The 20,181-nt window shown below is 44.0% G+C and carries 32 protein-coding genes; 16 read left to right on the top strand and 16 right to left on the bottom strand.

Annotated elements, in window-relative coordinates:
* Positions 1 to 8 precede the first annotated feature (8 nt).
* From OCV56_RS25695 to OCV56_RS25685, 3 genes are all read right to left on the bottom strand, one after another.
* Positions 9 to 677 carry a TraE/TraK family type IV conjugative transfer system protein gene (locus tag OCV56_RS25695; RefSeq protein ID WP_157939163.1) on the bottom strand — a complete coding sequence of 223 codons (669 nt, stop codon included), beginning with the start codon at positions 675 to 677 and terminating at the stop codon, positions 9 to 11.
* Between the two features lie 62 nt (positions 678 to 739).
* The gene (locus OCV56_RS25690; protein ID WP_081230239.1) at positions 740 to 1,069 is read right to left on the bottom strand and encodes a type IV conjugative transfer system protein TraL; all 330 of its coding nucleotides are present in this window, start codon (positions 1,067 to 1,069) and stop codon (positions 740 to 742) included.
* A 57-nt stretch (positions 1,070 to 1,126) separates the two neighbouring features.
* Positions 1,127 to 1,459 carry a hypothetical protein gene (locus OCV56_RS25685; RefSeq protein WP_081230238.1) on the bottom strand — a complete coding sequence of 111 codons (333 nt, stop codon included), beginning with the start codon at positions 1,457 to 1,459 and terminating at the stop codon, positions 1,127 to 1,129.
* Positions 1,460 to 1,865: 406 nt separating this feature from the next.
* On the opposite strand from OCV56_RS25685, the gene OCV56_RS25680 reads away from it, so the two are divergent.
* Positions 1,866 to 2,063: a hypothetical protein gene (locus OCV56_RS25680; RefSeq protein WP_081230237.1), complete on the top strand. Its 198-nt coding sequence runs from the start codon at positions 1,866 to 1,868 to the stop codon at positions 2,061 to 2,063.
* Positions 2,064 to 2,073: 10 nt separating this feature from the next.
* Here OCV56_RS25680 and OCV56_RS25675 read toward each other — a convergent pair whose 3' ends face one another.
* Positions 2,074 to 2,289, bottom strand: coding sequence for a hypothetical protein (locus OCV56_RS25675; protein WP_081230236.1), 216 nt, complete (start codon positions 2,287 to 2,289; stop codon positions 2,074 to 2,076).
* Positions 2,290 to 2,467: 178 nt separating this feature from the next.
* Here OCV56_RS25675 and OCV56_RS25670 point away from each other — a divergent pair, with 178 nt between their 5' ends.
* On the top strand, positions 2,468 to 3,181 hold the full coding sequence (locus tag OCV56_RS25670; protein WP_143691587.1) for a hypothetical protein: 714 nt from the start codon (positions 2,468 to 2,470) through the stop codon (positions 3,179 to 3,181).
* A 49-nt stretch (positions 3,182 to 3,230) separates the two neighbouring features.
* Here the strand turns inward: OCV56_RS25670 and OCV56_RS25665 are convergent, their stop codons facing one another.
* Together OCV56_RS25665 and OCV56_RS25660 are read right to left on the bottom strand one after the other, a co-directional pair.
* Entirely contained in the window at positions 3,231 to 3,749 is a 519-nt protein-coding gene (locus tag OCV56_RS25665) for a hypothetical protein (protein ID WP_086715003.1), read from the bottom strand.
* 42 nt (positions 3,750 to 3,791) lie between these two features.
* On the bottom strand, positions 3,792 to 4,115 hold the full coding sequence (locus OCV56_RS25660) for a hypothetical protein (protein WP_081230233.1): 324 nt from the start codon (positions 4,113 to 4,115) through the stop codon (positions 3,792 to 3,794).
* 173 nt (positions 4,116 to 4,288) lie between these two features.
* On the opposite strand from OCV56_RS25660, the gene OCV56_RS25655 reads away from it, so the two are divergent.
* The 5 genes from OCV56_RS25655 to OCV56_RS25635 all read left to right on the top strand — a co-directional run bounded on the left by OCV56_RS25655 (position 4,289) and on the right by OCV56_RS25635 (position 6,600).
* Complete coding sequence (locus OCV56_RS25655) at positions 4,289 to 4,780, top strand: hypothetical protein (protein WP_081230232.1); 492 nt, start codon at positions 4,289 to 4,291, stop codon at positions 4,778 to 4,780.
* A gap of 60 nt (positions 4,781 to 4,840) precedes the next feature.
* A complete protein-coding gene (locus OCV56_RS25650; RefSeq protein WP_081230231.1) occupies positions 4,841 to 5,197 on the top strand; it encodes a hypothetical protein in 357 nt (118 codons plus the stop codon).
* 47 nt (positions 5,198 to 5,244) lie between these two features.
* Entirely contained in the window at positions 5,245 to 5,643 is a 399-nt protein-coding gene (locus OCV56_RS25645) for a hypothetical protein (RefSeq protein WP_081230230.1), read from the top strand.
* A gap of 179 nt (positions 5,644 to 5,822) precedes the next feature.
* Positions 5,823 to 6,263, top strand: coding sequence for a hypothetical protein (locus tag OCV56_RS25640; protein ID WP_086715004.1), 441 nt, complete (start codon positions 5,823 to 5,825; stop codon positions 6,261 to 6,263).
* An 85-nt stretch (positions 6,264 to 6,348) separates the two neighbouring features.
* Complete coding sequence (locus OCV56_RS25635) at positions 6,349 to 6,600, top strand: hypothetical protein (RefSeq protein ID WP_081230228.1); 252 nt, start codon at positions 6,349 to 6,351, stop codon at positions 6,598 to 6,600.
* A 165-nt stretch (positions 6,601 to 6,765) separates the two neighbouring features.
* Here the strand turns inward: OCV56_RS25635 and OCV56_RS25630 are convergent, their stop codons facing one another.
* Positions 6,766 to 7,110, bottom strand: coding sequence for a hypothetical protein (locus OCV56_RS25630; protein WP_081230227.1), 345 nt, complete (start codon positions 7,108 to 7,110; stop codon positions 6,766 to 6,768).
* A 184-nt stretch (positions 7,111 to 7,294) separates the two neighbouring features.
* On the opposite strand from OCV56_RS25630, the gene OCV56_RS25625 reads away from it, so the two are divergent.
* The 4 genes from OCV56_RS25625 (at position 7,295) to OCV56_RS25610 (ending at position 8,814) form a co-directional block, all read left to right on the top strand.
* Entirely contained in the window at positions 7,295 to 7,501 is a 207-nt protein-coding gene (locus OCV56_RS25625; protein ID WP_081230226.1) for a hypothetical protein, read from the top strand.
* Positions 7,502 to 7,562: 61 nt separating this feature from the next.
* Entirely contained in the window at positions 7,563 to 7,817 is a 255-nt protein-coding gene (locus OCV56_RS25620) for a hypothetical protein (protein WP_081230225.1), read from the top strand.
* A gap of 291 nt (positions 7,818 to 8,108) precedes the next feature.
* On the top strand, positions 8,109 to 8,351 hold the full coding sequence (locus tag OCV56_RS25615; RefSeq protein WP_081230224.1) for a hypothetical protein: 243 nt from the start codon (positions 8,109 to 8,111) through the stop codon (positions 8,349 to 8,351).
* 1 nt (position 8,352) lies between these two features.
* The gene (locus OCV56_RS25610; protein ID WP_086715005.1) at positions 8,353 to 8,814 is read left to right on the top strand and encodes a hypothetical protein; all 462 of its coding nucleotides are present in this window, start codon (positions 8,353 to 8,355) and stop codon (positions 8,812 to 8,814) included.
* Between the two features lie 181 nt (positions 8,815 to 8,995).
* On the opposite strand, the gene OCV56_RS25605 is transcribed toward OCV56_RS25610, so the two are convergent.
* The 7 genes from OCV56_RS25605 to OCV56_RS25575 all read right to left on the bottom strand — a co-directional run bounded on the left by OCV56_RS25605 (position 8,996) and on the right by OCV56_RS25575 (position 13,383).
* Positions 8,996 to 9,313: a hypothetical protein gene (locus OCV56_RS25605; protein WP_086715006.1), complete on the bottom strand. Its 318-nt coding sequence runs from the start codon at positions 9,311 to 9,313 to the stop codon at positions 8,996 to 8,998.
* A 109-nt stretch (positions 9,314 to 9,422) separates the two neighbouring features.
* Positions 9,423 to 9,554: a hypothetical protein gene (locus tag OCV56_RS25600; RefSeq protein ID WP_261901431.1), complete on the bottom strand. Its 132-nt coding sequence runs from the start codon at positions 9,552 to 9,554 to the stop codon at positions 9,423 to 9,425.
* 51 nt (positions 9,555 to 9,605) lie between these two features.
* Complete coding sequence (locus tag OCV56_RS25595) at positions 9,606 to 9,899, bottom strand: hypothetical protein (RefSeq protein ID WP_086715007.1); 294 nt, start codon at positions 9,897 to 9,899, stop codon at positions 9,606 to 9,608.
* Positions 9,900 to 9,915: 16 nt separating this feature from the next.
* The gene (locus tag OCV56_RS25590) at positions 9,916 to 10,311 is read right to left on the bottom strand and encodes a hypothetical protein (RefSeq protein WP_086715008.1); all 396 of its coding nucleotides are present in this window, start codon (positions 10,309 to 10,311) and stop codon (positions 9,916 to 9,918) included.
* Between the two features lie 92 nt (positions 10,312 to 10,403).
* Entirely contained in the window at positions 10,404 to 10,724 is a 321-nt protein-coding gene (locus OCV56_RS25585) for a hypothetical protein (RefSeq protein ID WP_086715009.1), read from the bottom strand.
* 98 nt (positions 10,725 to 10,822) lie between these two features.
* On the bottom strand, positions 10,823 to 12,637 hold the full coding sequence (locus OCV56_RS25580) for a DNA cytosine methyltransferase (RefSeq protein WP_198595699.1): 1,815 nt from the start codon (positions 12,635 to 12,637) through the stop codon (positions 10,823 to 10,825).
* A 416-nt stretch (positions 12,638 to 13,053) separates the two neighbouring features.
* Positions 13,054 to 13,383: a toprim domain-containing protein gene (locus OCV56_RS25575; RefSeq protein WP_157939164.1), complete on the bottom strand. Its 330-nt coding sequence runs from the start codon at positions 13,381 to 13,383 to the stop codon at positions 13,054 to 13,056.
* Positions 13,384 to 13,804: 421 nt separating this feature from the next.
* Between OCV56_RS25575 and OCV56_RS25570 the strand changes: the two genes are divergently transcribed.
* From OCV56_RS25570 to OCV56_RS25550, 5 genes are all read left to right on the top strand, one after another.
* Positions 13,805 to 14,173 (top strand): DUF5983 family protein, encoded by a 369-nt coding sequence (locus tag OCV56_RS25570; protein ID WP_086715010.1) that lies wholly within the window; start codon positions 13,805 to 13,807, stop codon positions 14,171 to 14,173.
* Between the two features lie 96 nt (positions 14,174 to 14,269).
* Entirely contained in the window at positions 14,270 to 14,485 is a 216-nt protein-coding gene (locus OCV56_RS25565; RefSeq protein ID WP_081230214.1) for a hypothetical protein, read from the top strand.
* A 14-nt stretch (positions 14,486 to 14,499) separates the two neighbouring features.
* Positions 14,500 to 14,985 (top strand): hypothetical protein, encoded by a 486-nt coding sequence (locus tag OCV56_RS25560; RefSeq protein ID WP_143691588.1) that lies wholly within the window; start codon positions 14,500 to 14,502, stop codon positions 14,983 to 14,985.
* Positions 14,982 to 15,647: an N-6 DNA methylase family protein gene (locus OCV56_RS25555; protein ID WP_086715013.1), complete on the top strand. Its 666-nt coding sequence runs from the start codon at positions 14,982 to 14,984 to the stop codon at positions 15,645 to 15,647. The genes OCV56_RS25560 and OCV56_RS25555 overlap by 4 nt, the downstream gene beginning before the upstream one ends.
* Before the next feature lie 1,166 nt (positions 15,648 to 16,813).
* Positions 16,814 to 17,302, top strand: coding sequence for a DUF4262 domain-containing protein (locus tag OCV56_RS25550; RefSeq protein ID WP_158094634.1), 489 nt, complete (start codon positions 16,814 to 16,816; stop codon positions 17,300 to 17,302).
* A gap of 655 nt (positions 17,303 to 17,957) precedes the next feature.
* Here OCV56_RS25550 and OCV56_RS25545 read toward each other — a convergent pair.
* Positions 17,958 to 18,632, bottom strand: coding sequence for a hypothetical protein (locus tag OCV56_RS25545; protein WP_086715020.1), 675 nt, complete (start codon positions 18,630 to 18,632; stop codon positions 17,958 to 17,960).
* A gap of 579 nt (positions 18,633 to 19,211) precedes the next feature.
* Complete coding sequence (locus OCV56_RS25540) at positions 19,212 to 20,177, bottom strand: S49 family peptidase (RefSeq protein WP_081230207.1); 966 nt, start codon at positions 20,175 to 20,177, stop codon at positions 19,212 to 19,214.
* Positions 20,178 to 20,181: the final 4 nt, after the last annotated feature.

Below are 20,181 nucleotides of genomic sequence, written 5' to 3'. Positions count from 1 at the left end.
AACGGGACCTACTTGTCTTGCTTGCGTTCGATACGATTGCGTTCTATCTGCGGAGCGCCTTCGTATTGGTCAATGGACTGCATCTTTGGACTACCATGTGCATTGGCAATCTTGAGTTCGTATGTCCAGCGTACTGCACGGCGTTCATCGCTTTTATTGCCGCGTTTCTTTCGCTCGGTAAGCTTACGCTCGCCGTAAACAATCACTTTGTCGTATTTGTTGTCGTAGAACACATCTAATACGTTGAACTCTTGCACTTGGTCCCTGATGTCTAAAGCTTTCACATGACTGATCACTTGCTCATTCAATGCTTCGTAATCTCGAATGGAGAGCATTGGTTTTAGCGTATCTAAGACAATATCCACATTACGGACATTCACGTTACCAAGCATGCTGGCAATGAATATGCCCCATTGCTTCTTGTAACCTGAGTTGGCTTTGTTGCCTATCATGACAATTTCTTCAGAGAAATTAGGCGGGGTAACAACGGTGACGGGTTTCGCTGTCATTACCTTAAACGCTAGAAACGCGCAGATAATGATGGACAGCCCCATCATCTTTGTCATTTTGTTACTGTGGTCGATGGCTGCTTGCCAAGAACGTTGGACATTCGAATCTGAATCATGCTCCAGTTCAGACTCATCCTGCCCCTTTTTTTTGCGGTTAAATATATTCATAGCAAACCTCAAACTTTTGCTAAAACAACACATAGAATTTAAAAACGGATCGCTACAAAGAGTTAGCGAAAATAAGTACGGTTAAATGCTTCTGGAAACGATTTACGGGATTTAAAGTTAATGATTCCAGCCCACCACAACATGTGTTTGAGCCGACCTTTGGGATAGTTATCTTTGACCCATGAATAGGCGAGAGCGAGAAGAATGGCGATTCCACCGATAAGTAACAGGTTCTTGCTGATGTGTCCGATAGCGATACCGACAAGCAAAATCCCCGCTGTATCCGACTCCATTCCGATCACCGATTGTTTGTCGTTTACTCGAAGTGGCACATAGGTTTGATTGTTCGGTAGTTGAGGACGAGCATCATTATTGATGTCTAACTTACTCATATGACCCCCTTATGTACTTCTGGGCCTCTTCTATAAGGCCCAGAGACATCTGTTGCTTTATACCGGAAGACCGGCAGTTAGCATGGTAGTGATAATGGTTTGAAGTTGCGCCAGCACCAGCATGATGATGACAGAAACACCAAGACCGATAAGGTTTGGTCGAACCATTGAGAAGATGATGATCCCTGCGAAAGAACAGAACGCGATAATTTGTCCAGGAACACCTTCAGCAAAGCTCACTAGTTCATCAAATAAGCCTTGGAACGCATCACCACCTGAACCGGCAATGGCCGAGACGGTAAAAAACATAAGCGCGAATGTAATTAAGCCGAGGTATGTCGTCTTTGAATCTACTTTTTGTACATCATTGACGTTGATTGTGTTTTGCATAGAAATATCTCCAATAATTCCGGTAAATACCTTTTAAGTAGGCCCTTGAATCATTGCAGGTAACCTAATTTTGAATTCCAAATAGTGAGCCGTTTTTTTAGGTTTATTTGTTTTTTACATAAGTACCTGTTATTTATGCTTATTTTTATGTGGCAAAATCTTGATTTATCCAAAATTTCATTGTTGACAATCAATATGCTTTATTGAGTTCCATGCATCGACCAACTGTGACTTTCATATCTCAGGCGGATGACGGGTTCTGAGTACAGAGCTGCAGCCAGAATAGAAAGGGCTTCGATGGCGATGATTTCAACCACCAGCGATACCAAACGGGGGGAGGTTTCTAGGTACTCTGACGAGGGGACGTTACTATCAATAGACAGCGTTTCTGCCGAGGAGAAGAATCATGAATGAACGATATTTGGCTTTCAAACAATGGTGTCCAACTGGCACCAATTGGGAGTTCATGGCTTTTATTGCTAAACGAAAAGCGGAGTTTACGGGTCAACCGGCTTGCTCGGGGCATATCTCTGACCAGAGTGCATTTTCGGCGTATATCAAAGATTGGGTATCCGCTAATACCACCAGCAGCGCCCATTCTTAGATTCCATTATCTAATGGGTTTCTTCATGTGTATGCGGTTTGTAGATTTCCGCTAATGATTTGGGACCTTTCTTTTTGGTCTTTTTGGTGGTGGCAGGGGAGTGGCTGTCGGTTTGTTGGATGGCTTTTTCGTGTTCTTTGGCAGCATCCGAGAACGCATTGCTTTTCATTGCGTTTTTTCGAAGTTTATTCAAGCGGTCGAGTTTTGCTTCAAATTCAGGCGTCATACTATATCTCGCTAGTTATGCACTAACTTTGTTATACGACGAAAACCATGACAGTTTAGCAATTTACCAGTCCATTTTGTTGAGTTGGGTAATTTCGTCTTTTGCTCTCGCTATTTGTCAATCTGTAAACTCAGTTAGATACAATGATGAGGGTATGGAACAACCGAAGAGGGTAAACATGGATCGTGTTATTCAAGAGCAAATCCAACAATATGCATTCAAACGCTTTCCCATTTTGTCAGGAAAGCCTCTCAAACCTCTTGCCATCGGAGCTGGTGCCGCTTTGCAAGAAACGTTGTGTCAATCGTTCAGTCAGGCAGACGTTTCTTTTTTTCTGGACCGTTTTTTCACCAGCAGAGAGTACAAGCTGGCGCTGATTAATTGCCATCAAGCTTGCTATACCCGGTATAACCTTGATGGTTCGCCCTCATCAACGACAGTGAATGAACATGAGTTATTGGGACTCGCAAGGCATGGTATTTTCAAAAACAAAAAGGGACTCACGGATAAGGCCGCTCAATTGGTCAATGAACAAAAGCGCTACGTCTTTGATCGAAGGAAACAACTGAAGGACAAGGTTCTCAGATTGAAGCAGTCGGGTTTTAGTGACCAATTCTTGTTAGACCGATTGGGTAAGCGCATTCAACCATACCTGAAGGTCAACTCCAAGGCTGGGCAGTTTTATTCGGATAGCATGGTCAGCGAAGCGCGAATGATGAGGGAACGCACAGCTTCAATGATAGTGAAAGAAGTCAAAGTGTTTCAAAAATCACTGTATGACCAAGGTGTTCCCGTCTATTTAATACTGATGGCCACAAACCATTATGAACCAATGCTTTATGAGTTGGTGAGAGATGGCGAACCGGAAAGGAAGTTCCCACAAGTCGCCTAACTGAAAAAGAGCACACAATGGTGCTCTTTTTTACATGGGAACAACCAAACTAATGCATGGTGGGCGTTGCTTCTGCACGCATGTTCAGTAATCGGATAACCAATTTGTCGACCGCTCTTTTTTTCGTAAAACTGAGTTTTTCATACGGTTCAGTGTCAAACAAATCGCACATTAAACCGGATTGTCCGTTTTGGTTTACATCGTGTGTTTCGGTGACAAAACCAGAACCATCTTCATTGCGTTGAATTGGCCAGAAGGTGCATGTTTCGTCTACACGGTTATTGATCAAAAACACCATATATTCTTGACGTGCAGGCGACATCGAAGGTCGGATGTCGGGGTTGGTACTCATCCAAGCTTCTAGAACGAACGTGTATTTGAGCACGTTGAGTTTGCCCATCAGTACGCGCAGCGCCATGGTCATCTTTTCTTTGCTGTCTTGGTCTGAGATTGGAAACGAATAAATGCGAACTTTGCCATCAGCACATTCCAATACGATTGATGGATCAGCAGTACTTCTTGCCTTGAGTAGATCGTTAGCGACGATTTTTTGATTATTAATGTCCATATTTGCCTCTCTTTGCCTCTTCAGGAGTCCGTCTGATTTGTATCAGTCGTAAGTAATTTCGTAGTCAATGCCGTCTTGCCATGGCGTTTCAGTAATGATGTAACCGACTCGGTTAACCCAATGGCAACCATTCACAATTACCCACTTACTGTCGACAGGCTCACCCAGCTCATCTTCTTCTTCGTCGATATCAATCTCGATGATCGTCCAGACTCGACTGGCGTCGGTTGTTTTGATGGTTTCTAGGTCGTTGCCATAGGTTTCGAATGAGATGCATTTGTCATCAAGGAAGATGGCGCTACCCCCATTCTCGTTGATGATTGGTTTAAAGGATTCCACCCATTGTTCAAAAGTAAGGTTGTTCATGCTGCATCTCCTTGATTGGCGTTAGGGATACTTTATTCGATGAATGGAAGGGCTCCCCCCATATTGGAGTACAGAGTCGATATCGTTTGACTTGCCAGAGTGAGTGGGGGGAAGAGAGAGAGGTTGAACCTATGCTTTGGTTGTCATTACACACAAACGAATGGAGAAATCACATGGCAATGTTTTGGGGCAACGTCTGGTATCAAGTCATTCATGATGAGCTCGCATATTGCGGCATTCTAATGCTATCGAAGTACCCAAGTGCTCATGGAGGCTACGACAGTCAAGGCAACGAGATTGTAGAAGTGATCATGCCTTCGTTACCTGAAAATTCAGGCTTTTCCTTCATTGAGCATAAAGACCAACGATCAGCGATGCTGGCCTGCAAAAGTCATATCCTAGATAAATCCAGATCGGATCTGCTTGCTCACCTATGGGTGGTCAATGACACGCAATGTGATCTTGATGAGTTTAAGGTTCAGCTGAAATCTGACCCTGACCATGTTCAGTATTGGAAATCGAAAATTGCCACCAGCAAGGAAACCATTGAAGACTTTCAACTTAAAGCCAAGAACTTGAAGCAAATTCGTAAAAGTAAAATAAAGGAATTCCTCGAAAGCGAAATTGTGGACATCGCGACAAAGCATGCTCACGAGCTGGCATAACCTAACTGGAACGGGGCGTGGGCAGCACCCAGTCCCTAACGTTTTAAATTGGAGATAGACATGAAACAACCGTACTTAGTCGTTACTCACGCAGAAGGTTTCGAACCAGAATCATACCTTGTTTATGCCACGGACGAAGACATGGCATGGAATAGGCTCCTTCATTGGCTTGAAACCAACCAGTTGCTTGATGGAACGACCGAGCAATACCTAGACCATTGCAAACTATTGGATGACATGCACAGAACAGCAGTTGAAGCTCCGAATGAGGTATGTCAGTTCGATGCTACGTATGAAGCGCTGGATTTCGAGTTCTTAGAAGCATTCGCTCGTGATTCCCTGCCTGAAACGGAAGCCGCTGTTTTGTCGTCATTGATGGAAAAACTCAAAGCTGCTCATGAAGCTCGTTATTGCTAAGTGACACCTTGTTCGATTCTTTCTCTTAAGACCTTGGAGATCATGACATGAAAGTTGATGTGTATCTGAACTTACATCGCTCCACCGATACGACGCGTGTGTATTCTATTCGGTCACGAGAGAAAGAGTCTTATGGAAAGGTGATTGGCTACTCTTCCTCAGTGTCATTGATTGACTGTGAGTTTGTCGTAAGCGAGAAGGGGCAAGCAAGGGTTAAACGAGAGCAATCAAAATTGGTGCATGCCGTCATCCGAGGTACGCTAATTGATTTTGAGCCTTTTGAAACAAACGCTGCGTCATATGTAGGCTATTGTCCCTATCAATCACAAGCTCCCCACTTTTATTGCATTGAAACGGCGAAATTCAGCTCATCTGAAAACAACACGCCGATCTATCGTGCTCTACGTGTTAACTGTTTGCCAAACTATGTGTTAGCCATTCAGTAACTACTGATGTTTGCTGGTGGCTTACATTCAAGGACTTAGGCAGTCGCATCGAAAGCACAGGCATATGTCATTGGACTCCCCCCATTTTAATTCACCTCCCCCCGTCTTTTTTTGTCCATTCAGAGCGGCAGGTATAGACTCATTCCAAGCAACTAAGTGAATAACACAAGGGATTGAACATGGAACAAGTAATTGCAGCACCTCAAACGAATCAGACCGATACAGCAGCGATATCAACAGTACCTAGTCAACAAGAACGTAATGAAAATCTAATCGCTCAGTTAGCCTTGGTTATTACCCTTAAAGGTCATGACTTCGATGGTATCCTTAATTTTGGTGCAGTAGAGGTCGCACCGACAAATGGGAAGCCCTTTCTTTTGGATGTCATCACGACTCATGGCTACAACGAGTTTAGTGAAGGTCAGCCGGTATTTAAGACTTACAGTACCTTTGAATCATTGACGGAAACCATATCGATGTTTTCAGACGACTATGACGCAGGACCGGACGATGAGGTGGCATGTTTGGTTAAAAATGTGGCGCGAGTCTGTGATATGCGTTTGGTGAACCTGACAACGGAGCAGACAATTGGAACGGTCGTACAAGACGATTCCTTGTAACACTTTAAGCAGGAATGAAGGCAGTCGATGTGGGTAGTCACGTCGATTACCTTGGATTAGCGAAGTTTAATATCAGGAAATTACTATGAAAAAATCATCTGTAGTACGTCACTTAACAGACCAGCAGCGAGCTGAAGCTGATGTCAAAACGGTATATCCTAATGCAGTTAAGGCAGAAAAAGACAAACTTGAGGTAGGACACATCCTATGCAATAGCTCTCGTGTTCCTTGCCTGATTGTCACCGAGGAGATGTTGGCTAGGGATGAGTTGAACATCGACTTCTTTTTTATCGTTGGACACACCCATGCTTCATACATTTACGATGGTTTAGTTTAATTCTGTTAAGGACGAAATGGATAGGCTCATTTTTTGAGGGCGAATCTCGATAGAAAATATTTTAAGCTGATCTTTCCATCATCATCAATAAAGGGAAAGGGGGCTCACCGTCTAAGACTGACATTGGTTCAATACGTATTTGCTGGTGGACTCCCCCATCCGTCATCACGACAACGTAATAGAATGCTCTTTGATGCAATACGAAGCCGTGGTCAGGCTTTCATTCTCCATTTCAAAATACCAATCACAATAGTTCTCCTGCTGATCTTGGCTCGCTTCGTCGAGCACTACTTTTAGCTCATCGCAGTTCATCGACGGACGTTCAAGCTGCTCTTCAACAAAGAGGTCTGGGCAAGAATGGATGATACGCTGTTTCACGTAATCGAATATGTAACCCAAAGCGTCGGCGTAATTGTTGGAGATGTACGGTTCCAGATCGTCGCTCGATACGCCATCAGACTTGCTTCCATGATGGTAGCTCGATGAGTACACGGTAATGGTTTGGCTCATGCTCTGCTCCTTGTTCTTGAATGACGGTTTATGTACCTGAACTTTCATTCTATGGCTGCACACTATTTTTCCCCCCTTTCGATCAATGTGTGTAGGGCATATATAACGCCAAACCCCAAATGGGGGGAGAAGGAAGTAAGGGGGTGGATACTGGAGATATCTAACGAACAGAGTGAGATATTTCATGCAAACATTTAAAGCGGAACTGCACTCGGCATTCACATCAAAGACAGTTGAATTTAAAACGGACAAAACAGGTCTAGCTCTAGTGAGGCTTGCTAAAAAAGAGCTCAATTGTACTGGCTATAAGCTACAACTTGTTGTTCATTCCGGTGACTTCAAGCAATGGGTGGCACCTGATTTCAGTATGACGTTAACCCCCATTCATTGATTTGGTGGTCAAGGTCGCGTCGCGTTAATTGAGAGCGCATCCAGAATAAAAGGGCTTTACGATGAGCAAGAAAGAGTGGGCTATTTTCAAGACGTGCCGGAAGCGTGATCAAGGTAATTGCGGTTCAGGCAACGTTGAGTTTGTTAATGTCATTGAAAGAGATTTGGGTATACATGTCAGTCGTGATGCGGCGGTGCGTGCCTTGGTTGTCAACTACTACCCTGAGCTCAACGACTCAGATATCGAGCACATTAAGAGGGTATCAAAAGAATTTCTAAGAGGGACAATGGGACACTACAAGATCATGACTTGCTAGGTAAAGGTCACTGATGTCTATGGTCCACGTTCAAAGAGCCCTGCAACGGCTTTCAGTGATGTGTGCGTCTTGTGATGTCATGGACTGAAACTGAAATGATATTGTCTGTGTGAGAGAACACTACATATTCTAACCCCTGCGTGCAGTCATGGGCAGGCAAGGCTCTTCCCCCCACTTCCCCCCGTAAATGCCTCAGAAACCCTAAATCATTGACCATCACCTGGTTCTGGGGGGAACGCATTTTGGACTGCGCATAATGAACCTGTCCTCAACAAAAAACAGGTTCTTACTATGTCTATCAATACAGCAACGAATACAGAAGAAAACACAGCAACGATTTATGAAGTCCTTGATAAAGCGAATCAGTTCACAGGCTTCGGCGTAAGACTGAACGGTCATGCGGCAGATGAGTTCGGTATTGATACCGATGAAAGCTTTGGCAATTCAGAAGAGGCTCATGACTTTGCAGAGCAATGCAAATATGAAGCGGGAGCGACCATTGTTTGGGCCTGCACAAAACCGTGGTGGGCATAGTATGAGTATTCAAGCGAGTCCCGAAATGGGGAAAATGATCTTTGTTAATCCCGAGCATATGCAGGGGGTCACGGTGACTGACCTTCCTGATGATAAATTGGCCGTCATAGAGGAAATAACAATTCCGAAGTTTTGTTATGACAACAGCGCTCTGGCTTTGAATTTACTGAATGCAGACAGTGTGGTTTACGGGGTTGCGATGGTCAATTGTAGCGGCACTTGGCTACCGGTAGAACACTGCTGGCTCAAACTGGCTAATGGCGACTATGTAGACCCTACCTATCAAGTATTGGCCAAACTTAACGAGCGAAAGTATGAATTTATCTATTACAAACTCTTTGAAATAACATCAGTTTTGATGAGTGAAATGAAACAGACTTATGGTGAACTGAATCGCTTTGTTGGCGTAGAGATGATGTGGTTCAGACGCTCGACGGAGTATCGACATTATTTTCTAGGTTGATAGTGGATGTCAGGGCCTTTTAGTGTGAATTATTATGCAGCTATATTCACTTGCTTGATTGTCATTCAGAGGATTTGGGGGTATAACCCCCGTGTATTTTTTAACCAAATCGGTGCCTAAGAAATCCAATTGCATAAACTGTGCATATTTTGACCTGCCATTTCCGTTCGATTTCTTTTCCCTACTTGGATCGATTGTCGAAATAATTTCCTGCATCACAAGCGACTTGTTCAGCTTGTAACCCGTTGTCATGCTCAATAACCGTTACATGGCAAAGCTTGTCCACTACAACCACATCGACCACTTTCTGACCATCTACCTCTCGAATATCTTTGACGTAACTCAGTGCCATAACCGCGACTTGCTGACCAAACTGAGCCACATCGAACTTTTGCACTACCTTTTTTAGTTCAGCAGCGGGATAGGGTTCTTTTTCTTCAGTAGCTACCACGTTCGATGCCGACATTATTAAAAGTGCTGATGCAATTAGCTTTTTCATCGTATTTTCCCTCTACTTCCGCTCGATTACTTTCCTTCACTGTCCTTCGATGACAACACATCTTCTTTCGATGACAGCTTGGATAACAACGAATAGGACGTAACCACAATCAAGGCATTATCAGTAATGGTATTAGTACCATCCCCATCTCTATCCAAAACGCACTGACACCTGTTTGTTCTGCTGTGAACTCAACTTGTGCATCCAACGCCTCTTGCATTGCTCCATGTGAAATTGTCATACCTATCTCCTATCTTCTGAATTGTATTCGCACTCGTGTTCCCAATGCGGCTTAGGCTAAAGCGTTCTGTGTTTGGTCTGTGAAGTTGAGAGCGGCTGTTGGGTCATGAGGGAATGGACGTGCTGGTCTTTTGAAGTACATATGACATTCGTCCATGATAACGATGGGCTTTCCCGCACGTTTGTTTTTAAAGAAGGCACCTCGGGGGAGTTGATCATTTGGGTGGAGTTTGTGCAGCCACTCTTTAAACGCTGCCGTTTTTAATCGATACGCCTTGTCTTGTTCGGCTTTTTTCATAATACGTTTTAGTTGTGCCGTAGTGGGGCTCATTTGTGTATGCAACATCGCAGGTTCCTCATCGTTAGTTTGTTAGTGAGTCGTCCAGCAATGACAATGGCCAAGCATACGACTCGATTTGTTGGAAGGCGACTTCAATGTTGTTATGCAGCTCTTCTAGGCCCATCGATTTAGCACAGCGCTCTTTGGTGACAAGGACATCTTCTAGTTTGGCCTCTGCTAAGGATTGTTCGAGATTATCTCTGGTAACCTGTTTGCCATGATTTAAGCAATTCTCTCGATACTCAGCCACCAGCACGATATCAGCTGGGTGAGCGGTAACCCAATTTTCAATGACTGACATCTCAAGGTGGTTTTTACTCGCCATGAGTTGACCTATTTGACCGAATGCTACGATGACTATCGTTACCAATATTGCGAGGACTGATTTAAGGGTAAGAAACGTGATTTTCTTTAGCATTATGCTCTCTCCAATTGAGGTGATATCCACTTATAACAATTAAGGCTCGACACAATTTCAATTAACCGCAGAGATTCCGGTATTTATTTGCATTAAAGTTCGGTGACTTGTGCATCTTCGATGTCCTCCCAGGATGTTGAAACAGGCTTGGGTTCGGATAGGACGTCGTAGGAGCCATCGAAACGCTGCTTGGCGGCATAACCGATGTAGAGCTCACCGATACGTGGTTTGTTGTGGGAATCACTGTATGGGTTGACTGGCTTATACGGTCGGTCATTGAACAGCATGCCTATGACTTCTCCGTCTTGGTCAATGAGCCCGAGAAATTTGTTGCCGTTGTAGTGAACAGGCACCGCTGTAACGGACATTGCACTTGTCGAGATTTTGATTTCGCCTTTGAGTTGTGTTGCCATGCTAACCCCAAGTTTCATTGGTGGAGATGTGACGTTCTTGTGTTTGGGTACTAGCGACCCTCTTGGCCGCTAGTGTATGGGTATTGGTGTCGTAATTCCTACGCGGCTAGTGGTAAAGCGTAGTTCAACGGGATGTGCTTGATGTTGGCTGAAACCAATGCTTTTGCTACTGGTGGACAAACAGAATTACCACAGCGTGCAACCTGTTTGGCTTTGCTGATTTTCTTTCCATTTTGGTCAAATTGAAATTGATAGTTTTTTGGGAAGCCTTGAGCTAAGAAGAGTTCATGAGGCTCTAGCATTCTCATGCCGATATCGAGCACTCGATAGATAGCACCGTGCATCTTAACCATGACTTCGCCCTGAACGACAACAAGCCCAAATCGCTCTTTGGTGGTTAACGTGTGAACTGGCGTATTGATGTCAGTGCCGAAATTCGAACCGAAATACTTAATGAGAAAGCTGTTGACGATCCCTAAATGATTGCCACCTGCGCTCACTGTATGAGCCGGTTCACTCACGGTATGCCCAAGGTTGGTGCCTCTCATCTTAATAACGTGACTGGTAGTAACTGTGTCCACGTCTTCACCAAAAAGGCGATCATATTCAGCGCGTGTTCCTCCCCACTTCTCCGTTGACTGAATCCACTCTTCATACGTAGGAATGATGGATTTTTCGACGTTCGCTGTGACCAGTGCGTTGTGGTCGACGCCTGTAATGGTCGCTAGAGGATCATCGATACTCGCGCCAGCACAGCCCGTAAAGTGCTTGGCCATGAATGCTAACAGCTCTTGTTTATTGTCCTTAACCGATGTCGAGTCACTGTTCTGCTCGTTGGGATAAGCTTGCTCTAAATCGGCTGAAACGACTGCAAAATGACCCCCTTTCACCTGAGCGCAAATGGTTCTTAATGGCTCATCGATTGGCATATTGCGTTGACTGCTCGCATTGGCGTGTTCGGTAATGAATGGTCGTTGGTTTTTGTGTTCGACGATATAAGGCGCATCAGAATCAAAAACGAATTTTTGTAAGCCCTTCGCGATTCGAGCCATGGTTTTCTCTACCAATGGCTTTTTACGATTGAATATGGATTTTACAGGGATAGTCCAATCAATCACGTCGGCAGCAACCTTTTGTGGGGCTAATTGTTTATTGATTGCTGGATCACCGTGAGTGACTTCTGGCCATTCAATCGGTTGTCCGTCATTTCTCATGACCATAAACAAACGCTTTCTAATTGTTGGTGCGCCATAGTCACTTGCCACGAGTTCGCGGAAATCTACGTCGTACTTAAGCCCTTTGAAGAGTTTAAGTTTCTGTTTGATGTTGTATTGAATCCCGCATGCCTGTACGCACTCTCTCCATGAAGGGTCACGAGGAGATAATCCGACAGTGAGGGCTTTGATGAAATCTTCGAATGTCTCTCCCTTACGGTCAGGGTCTGGTCGCCAGTCGCCGTTGTCGTCTTGCAATAAGGGACCCCATGTACGGAATTCCTTAACGTTCTCAAGAAAGTTAACGCGGATTGGAACACGAAGCGCCCATTTGATGACAACCCAAGCTAACCCACGAATTGCTTGATTGACGGGCGTACCTCCTTTTGCAATGGAAAAATGGGTACAGTCGGGTGACCACCAAGCTAATCCAATCGAATTTCCGCCACTACGAAGCAAGGCTTCTTCTGGGTCCACATCCCAAATGTCCTCACAGTAATGCTGTGCATTGGGGTGGTTCATCTTGTGCATCTCGATGGCATCTAAATTATGATTGATCGCGATGTCTACAGAGCACCCTAAAACTTGCTCGATACCTGTACTGGCACCACCGCCACCAGCGAAAGAATCCAGTGCGACTTCGCCAGCTAATAAGCCAAAGGCTTTCCCCATACTTTTTGTTACTTGGTTTTTGTTCATTAGGGTTCCCATGGCTTACCTCCAAGTGGGCATTGTTTAATTGGCTGTTGCTGAGAAAAGGTCAGCAGTTGAATGAACAATTTAGCGCCCAATCTTCGGCTATCCCCCCGTTTCGTTGCACAGGGAGCATCAACCGATGAGTCGAATCATTTTAGGGGGGAGGGAAGGGAAGGGAAGGGTTCAGCATGAGCACAATTCATGATGAGTACTCACTCTTAAAGCCGTACTGTCTACTCGCTATGGCCGTAGGCTGTTATTCGCGGTCTAAGCGGGAGCAGGCTAATTGAAAACTCTGAACGCAGTCCTAGTGCGTCAAGACATGGAACAAAAAGCAATATTTAAAGTGGGACCGCAAACGCGATAAGTGCGACCCACACTTTAAATACTTTATTCGCTGTGCTCACAACGCAAGGCGTTCAAAAACGATACCCAAAGTCGGATAACATACTTTTAAACCATTCGTCGGACATGTCCCCAGGATCTTTGCCTGATGGCAAGGATACGGTTTGGTGCGCGAACCGAGCCAGTGTTTGGCCTGCCTCATCACCATCACATAATGCAACGACATGGAAAGGCAGTGTGTTTAGCCACTCTTTCAGGTGCTTCGGATTATTTCCTAGAACGGCCAATGCATTTACGCCAAGTCGATGTAAAGGCACAACATCGAAGACGCCTTCTGCGAGAAACAGCACTCGTTGTTTCAGATCCAGTTGCTCGACGCCAAATGCAGCAAGGCTGGTGGCCATATGTTCTTTCGACACATATGTGAAATATCGTGCTTGCTTACGGTGATCGGGTGCTGTGTGTTTTGGGGCAAACGGTCGGTACTGTTGATAACCAACGAGTCGTCCGGTTAGTGACCATAATCTAAATACAAAACACAACAACCTCAGTGTCGACATGTAGCCCCGAATATAACTCAGGCATCAAGCGTCTCTCTTTTAAATGTGCGTACATCACTGGGTGTTTATCACTCATATTGACCTCCGATTGTGTTGTGTATGTCTATTACGATCGTCATTAAAGCCGCCGTGTAAAACTCAGCCCCCCGTTTGGCACTCTATCTATTGTCAGGGTTGCACGCTCATCCAGATCGGGGGGAGCCGCTGTCATCACATTTTATGATTGGCCATAACTTATGTACCAAACATAACTTGGAGATTGACGATGATTAACTCTATCCAAAGCGATATTCAAAAGTTCACTGAAACAAGCAGTATGGAGCTCTACTTATCACTGGCTTTGTCTACCTGCCATCTCACCCAAGAAGACTCTGAACGCTTGAGCTTATTGAGTCAACAAGATGGCCCCGTTAACGCACACGTTTTAGAGCGTGAGTATGGTTACTTCATTAAGCTGCAAGCCGCTGACCCCGATGTCGTAATGAACACCGAAGCTCGAACGCTCAATAATATCGACGGGATGAGTGACGCCTTCAATCAAATCATGGCTTGGGCAACCGGCAACCGCATCGGCTTAATTGAATTCGACCGAGACGCAAATCAAATCCCTTTGTTTGAAACATTCGAATGGTAACTGCCAATTCGCTTAACCATTGGTGTACAGCCTAATGGTTTCTTTCCACCTATGCACACAACCCAACTACTAACTAATACCACTAAGGTGACGATCATGACAGACACAATTCCAATGCAAGACATCGACACAGCACCACAGACCCAAGACTTATTAACGCTAGGGGAACTTAAAGCCTTCATTGATGAGGCAATAGCGAACGGGAGTTCAGAGGCGACCCCTGTATATAACACGGGTATTGAAGGTGTTTCAGTGAGGCTCAATGACGCTGGTGGTCTGTGTCTCGACGAATACGGATACGAGCTCGACTAATACTGAGGTGACATATGAGCATTATTTTGTTTAGCAGCACGCATCATGGGGTATTACGTACCACATTTTCGAAACAGAGCTATCGAAGTCGTGCCATTTACATGATCATCGATGACAAGCCACCTCGGTTTGTCATCAATCACAATGTGTCGTTGGACAGTGGTCGTGTTGTACCTATCGATAACCTTGAGTGTGTGAAGCGTATGACTCAACAGTTGATACAGACTCAAGGGAGGTTCTTCGCGCTACATGGTAAGTTCGATGATCCGTTTGCCCTGTTGTCGTATATGCAGAAGTACCAGCTGACTTTCTCTGAAGACTCCCGACATCTCAAGGTAGCGGTATCGAGTGAAGGTTTTACTGACATCCGTGGCAACTTAGAGCAGCAGTCTTGTGCTTTCAGTTATCGGTTCTATTGCGATGACACGCTAGGAGAATGGCTAGAAAGGGCGCTTTGCGTTGATCCCAATACGATGAAGCATTGGGAGAGAATCGCATGAGCACACCACTTAAGAACCAACTTCACAAGGTCATTGAAGGGATGCGATATCAATTTGGGACGCATTCCTTTCTCGACATGTTCATTGACCATTGGTGTTTCTTGCACACGAACATGTACCCACCAAGCGAGGTGGTGATGGGGCAATTAAAAGCACCGGATGTCGAGAAGGATTGTCAGTTGATGACTCACTTGATCACGACATTGGCCGTTGAAGGCGGAGAAACGGATGTATTAGGGGATTTGCTGTCGAAGTACTCTAGCTTGGCGAAAAGTAATGACTTTTTTCCAACGCCGATAGAGTTAGCAAAACTGATGGCCGGTTTGAATCGCGGTAGTGTGAAGACGGATGGAGAGTCAATTTCCCTTTATGAGCCTTGTGTTGGCTCTGGTGCCATCACCTTGTCTTTCATTGAGAATGAATACTTTAATAACCTCGATAAGCCAAGCCCATTGGCGCACTTGTCTGTTTGTGTCGAAGATATTTCTGGGTTGCTGTGCAAAGCGTTCTTCATTCAGTTACTTCTAAAACTACAATATCTCGAACAGGCTGGTGGTAAGCCTGCACTTCCTGATAGCGTGTCCATACAGCAGATCGATGTCATTTCTAGAAACACAAGTAAGGTTCAATTTTACTTGGAGTCACCGAATCGCACAGGATAATACCTGGCGCAATTGAATAGAAAGAGTGGCGGGATAGACAAATATAAAGCCCAATCATTGTAATCGATGATTGGGCTTTACGCGTTCAGTCAATGAAGTGTAACGATTGAACTCGAATCTTCTGGTGCATATTGGACTAACCAGTTTTTGTATATGAAGTAGGATGAGACAGTGGATACATACTCATCGTTCTTCACGGCCCACTCCTGATAGGAGAGGTTTAATGAAGCGGTTTTTTTAGCTGCGCAGTATTCTGCTTTTAAAAAGGCAGTAAGGGATTCGAAACTGAAGTCTCGGATCTGGTAATGTTCCAAAAACATAATGATATTTTCATCAAACGTTTCAAATGGATTCGATGTGGTGTTTAGCTCGTGCGTATGATGTAGTTGCATAATATTAACTTAGTCTTCTTATCTTTTTGTTAAACCAGACTTACGTATGGCTATAAATGTTTAGGAAATGTTTAGACTTACACCCCTTTACTTTTAATCGGATATATCAACTTGTTTGCAACGTTTGACGTGGTTAGCTTTTTTCTTTGTTCAGTGCCTTATACAAAAGGCTTTACCCATCTTTCATTCAAGCTTTGAATGGTTGTGAGTGTTATATCTATTTTTTGTTATGTGATTATAGCATTCATTGTAAAGTCGTTTGCTTTACTAATGATATTGAACTTCCGTCCATGTAAAACAGTATGCAGATGAGTTTGGTTCAAAATGTCAATTAACGGAAAGAATTTGAAGACTTAGTATAAATTTTTGAATAAAGGTAACAATATAGCGACCGTTATAGTTCACCCGAGAGTTTCTCTAAGTCGTGTACTCCATTTCCTAACGCCATTTTAAGTGTTTTGTGTCATAGCACTCATATGCATTAATATCTGTTTACCAAGCAAGACAGCTTCCATCAAGAAAATAAGGTATAATTTGGACTCATTCTCATAAAAGAGACAGGGCGGATTTTGGTAATCCCAACCTTACTTCCGTTTTTCAGTGTGATGATGAAACAAACCGATTTCGTTTCATGAAATTAAACCTCAAACCAACTACGGTTACCCCCCGTTTAATCCATGAACCCTTTTGAATGCTTGGACGATTCATACATCGGGGGGATACGGGCAAAAGGACTTACATAATACTCCCATCCACACAATGAGAGAGGTAATTATGGAACGTTTTAAAGTTGTTGATTCAATTTCTAAGTCGTTAGATCGAGGTGAGGCCACGTTCATTATGACTGCCAGCCCAAAGGGTAATGATTATGTGTATTCTGTTGGTCTATCCGTCAGCACGGATAATCAGTTCGAGATCGCCCTCACGGGTTTAAGTCCAGATCAAATGCACTTCTTTGGTAATCATTTTGCTAAACACCTCAAAGAACGTGTGATTGAATTAGATGAGCCTATCACTTATGTTGAAGAGGTATTCAATGTGCCGGTTGCGTTGGTTAAAGTGTCTCAGGACTGTATGCTCGATGGGACGTTCACTGTCGCTGAAACCACACTGGGTATGAATGACAAGCAAATTCCGATGTTTCAACTGGTTTTACCCGATCCCAATGGCCGCTTTCCATGGCAAGAGGGCGTTGATGCAAAGTGGAAGTCATATCAAAGTATCTTCTTCGATGTGGCTCAATTTGAAAAATTGTATAACTAAATACTGGCAAAGTCGTGTCACCATGATTCGACTGGTATTAGACCAAGGATGGACACTATAAATCAATGAACAGCTATGTAATTCCATGTAGTAAACGGGCGGGATCTTATTATATCCAGATCCCGACTGTTTGGTCTGATAAGCCACTTCTAAAAGAGTACTTTTCCAGTTCCCGATATAAAAACCCCGAAAGGGCTGCACAGCAACAGGTGAAAGCGTTATTGGCTCGCATCTACGGCGACAGACGCGCTTTATTGATACATTCGAACCCACAATGGGTACAGAAACTTAAATATGGGTGCCAAGTGTCGGTAAGAGAATCTAGGCTCCATTCTAGAGGAAAAACCTACGATGCCTTTGACTTATCTTGGACCGAATTTTCATATAATGAACATGGGAAGTGGTCGTCCAAACGAAAGAGAACGTCAAGGATGTTTAATGCAGTGAATAAAGTAGAAATCGCCCACAAAGTATCTTTATTTATGGCCGAAATTCGTGCAGAGACAACGGCCAGTATCCTTCATGAATCGGCATTAAATTTTGAGTATGACCTGAGTGAGTCTACCCACCCCGAGAGTTAAGAATCGAGAGGGTGGGAAGTCATTCCACAGAAATTGGAGTGACAGAAATAGAAAATATCTGTTCGTACCGCTGCCTATTTAAAGCTCGGTTTCTCCGCTATACAAAAGAACCCCATTCTCACCTTAGAGCAGGCTTCCAAAAAAGCTTCTGCTTCGTCTCGACTGACCGTGTAATTATGAACATGGAGCGCTTTGTAATGAGTAGGAGTGATCACGTCAAAATGCTTCAGTACCCAGTCGGGCATCAAACACTTAATTGAGCGTTTCATGGTATTGATCCCACCACCTTTAGCGCCAAGCTCTTTCATTTTGTTTTCTAGATATTTTCCTTCTGCAACAATCGCGAGAATGCGCTCATCCGGTGTTTCAAGTGAGTAATGTGGGATTTGAACTAAATGCTGGTGGTCTGAGTGACCATTTTCGCTGGGCAGTTGGTTTTGGTTAGGCTGACCCGATAAGTATCGTTGTAGCTCAACTTCAGGTGAAAAGTTTACCATTTCTTTGTGGTGCTCAGTAAGATCCCCATCAATCAGTCCCCGTGATTCGTATAGGCGTTTTAACTTATCAGCCACTTTCTTGCAGCATTCCGCATCGAACTTATTCGTTTCATGGTCCGTGAGAGACACTTTGTGCAAAATGGTATGTGCGTCAGCTGCTGTGTCGCTGTCGAAAGATACAGGACGAAGATGTTTCAAACTGAGCTCACCGGCGTGTGTATCATTTTCATTTCCTGTTTTCTTATTACTCATAATGACACCCAACTGCATTAATATTAAATAATAAAATTTTGAGAGTTTTCAACATAATAATTAATAGTAATTAAGGGTTTTAGTATTGGCAAATCACCAAATAAGATATTGCTGTTTACCGAATTATGTGCATAACCATGACTAATGTAAGGTAATTTATAGATAGCTTTTTTGTATGTTTTTTGTGTCTACATATCAATGACTTGCATTTCACATATACACAAGCATATGATTTTGTTGACTGAAATTCTGCTTAGGTTTGAATCACGTCACATTTATTGGGAAGGGGTTTATCGATGAAATGCCTTTACATCCTCTCAACAAAAGTGCAACGCGCCTCACAGTTTAAGCTCCCAGTTAACGATTCTTACTAGGGTGAAGACGCATCCGAGATAAGAAATTTCCCATTTACCCTGCCTGTCTTTGCCTGATTTTCATTACCATATTATGTTATCGCATACGGGCGACGTCTATTTTTTGCCACCCCTCCACCAGCGACGAACCGACGTTCTTGCACCACCTTGCCAGCAGAAGAGGAGTGTTGATTGTCTTTCATTGAACAACCAACACTCCATTTGTCTATCTAAGCTCCATCTCGCTGCCTGAGTCTAACTTCATGGCAGTTTTCGCTAACACCTCAGCCCAGAAATCGGAACTCAGGAGCTTCATCATGCTGAACTTAGGCTTGGTGTAGTTCTGTATGTCCGTCACTTGGTACTCATCACGCAGATTTTCACGGATCTCGAAATGGGTTTGAATGTCGTCGGCAAATCCGATTTCAACGGCCTCTGAACCTGTCCAAATGTAACCAGTGAAGATGTCCGGGTTGTCTGTTTCCAATTTCTCGCCACGACCTTCAATTAACGCTCCTTTGAACTCCTCAAATAATGGCTGGAGGACATGTGACTCTATGTGCTCTGTTGCTTCAGGGTTCTCGGGTAAAAACGGGTCCAGCAAGGCTTTGTTTTTACCCGCTGTGTATGTCCGTCTTTGAACTTGAAGTTGTTGAATGAGTTTGTCGAATCCCCAGGTATCCATTCTGACACCGACACTGCCGATCAACGAGTTTTTATGGGCATACACTTTGTCTGCCGAGGAGCTGATGTATAAACAAGCCGACGCACACATTTCACCTATCGAAAAATAGACCGGCTTATTGGTAGTTTCTCTCATGGACATTAAAGTCCTATGTAATATCTCGGCCTGCACTGGGCTGCCACCTGGTGAGTTCGCTTCAATCAAAATGGCATGAGCCAATGGATCTTTCATGGCTTTTCTTATGCTTTCTGACAGGATAGTTCCATCAGCTGTCGGACTGCCTCTCTCTACGGCTCCCTCCAGTTGTATGAGCGCTATGTGCGGAACCGGCATGTTGAAATAGTGACTTCGGTATATGGTTTGACCGACCGCGAACAACACACCAAAAACAATGAAACCAACCTTAATCCGATTTAGGTTGTGAATAGACCGGTATCGCTGCGTAAACTCTTTGAGGTTTTCTCTCAATGACTTTGGTTCTTGATTCTTCTTTTTAAATATCCGCATGTTA

The organism is Vibrio gigantis (genome assembly GCF_024347515.1).
Taxonomy (GTDB): Bacteria; Pseudomonadota; Gammaproteobacteria; order Enterobacterales; family Vibrionaceae; genus Vibrio; species Vibrio gigantis.
This window is presented reverse-complemented; position numbering and strand designations above follow the sequence as displayed.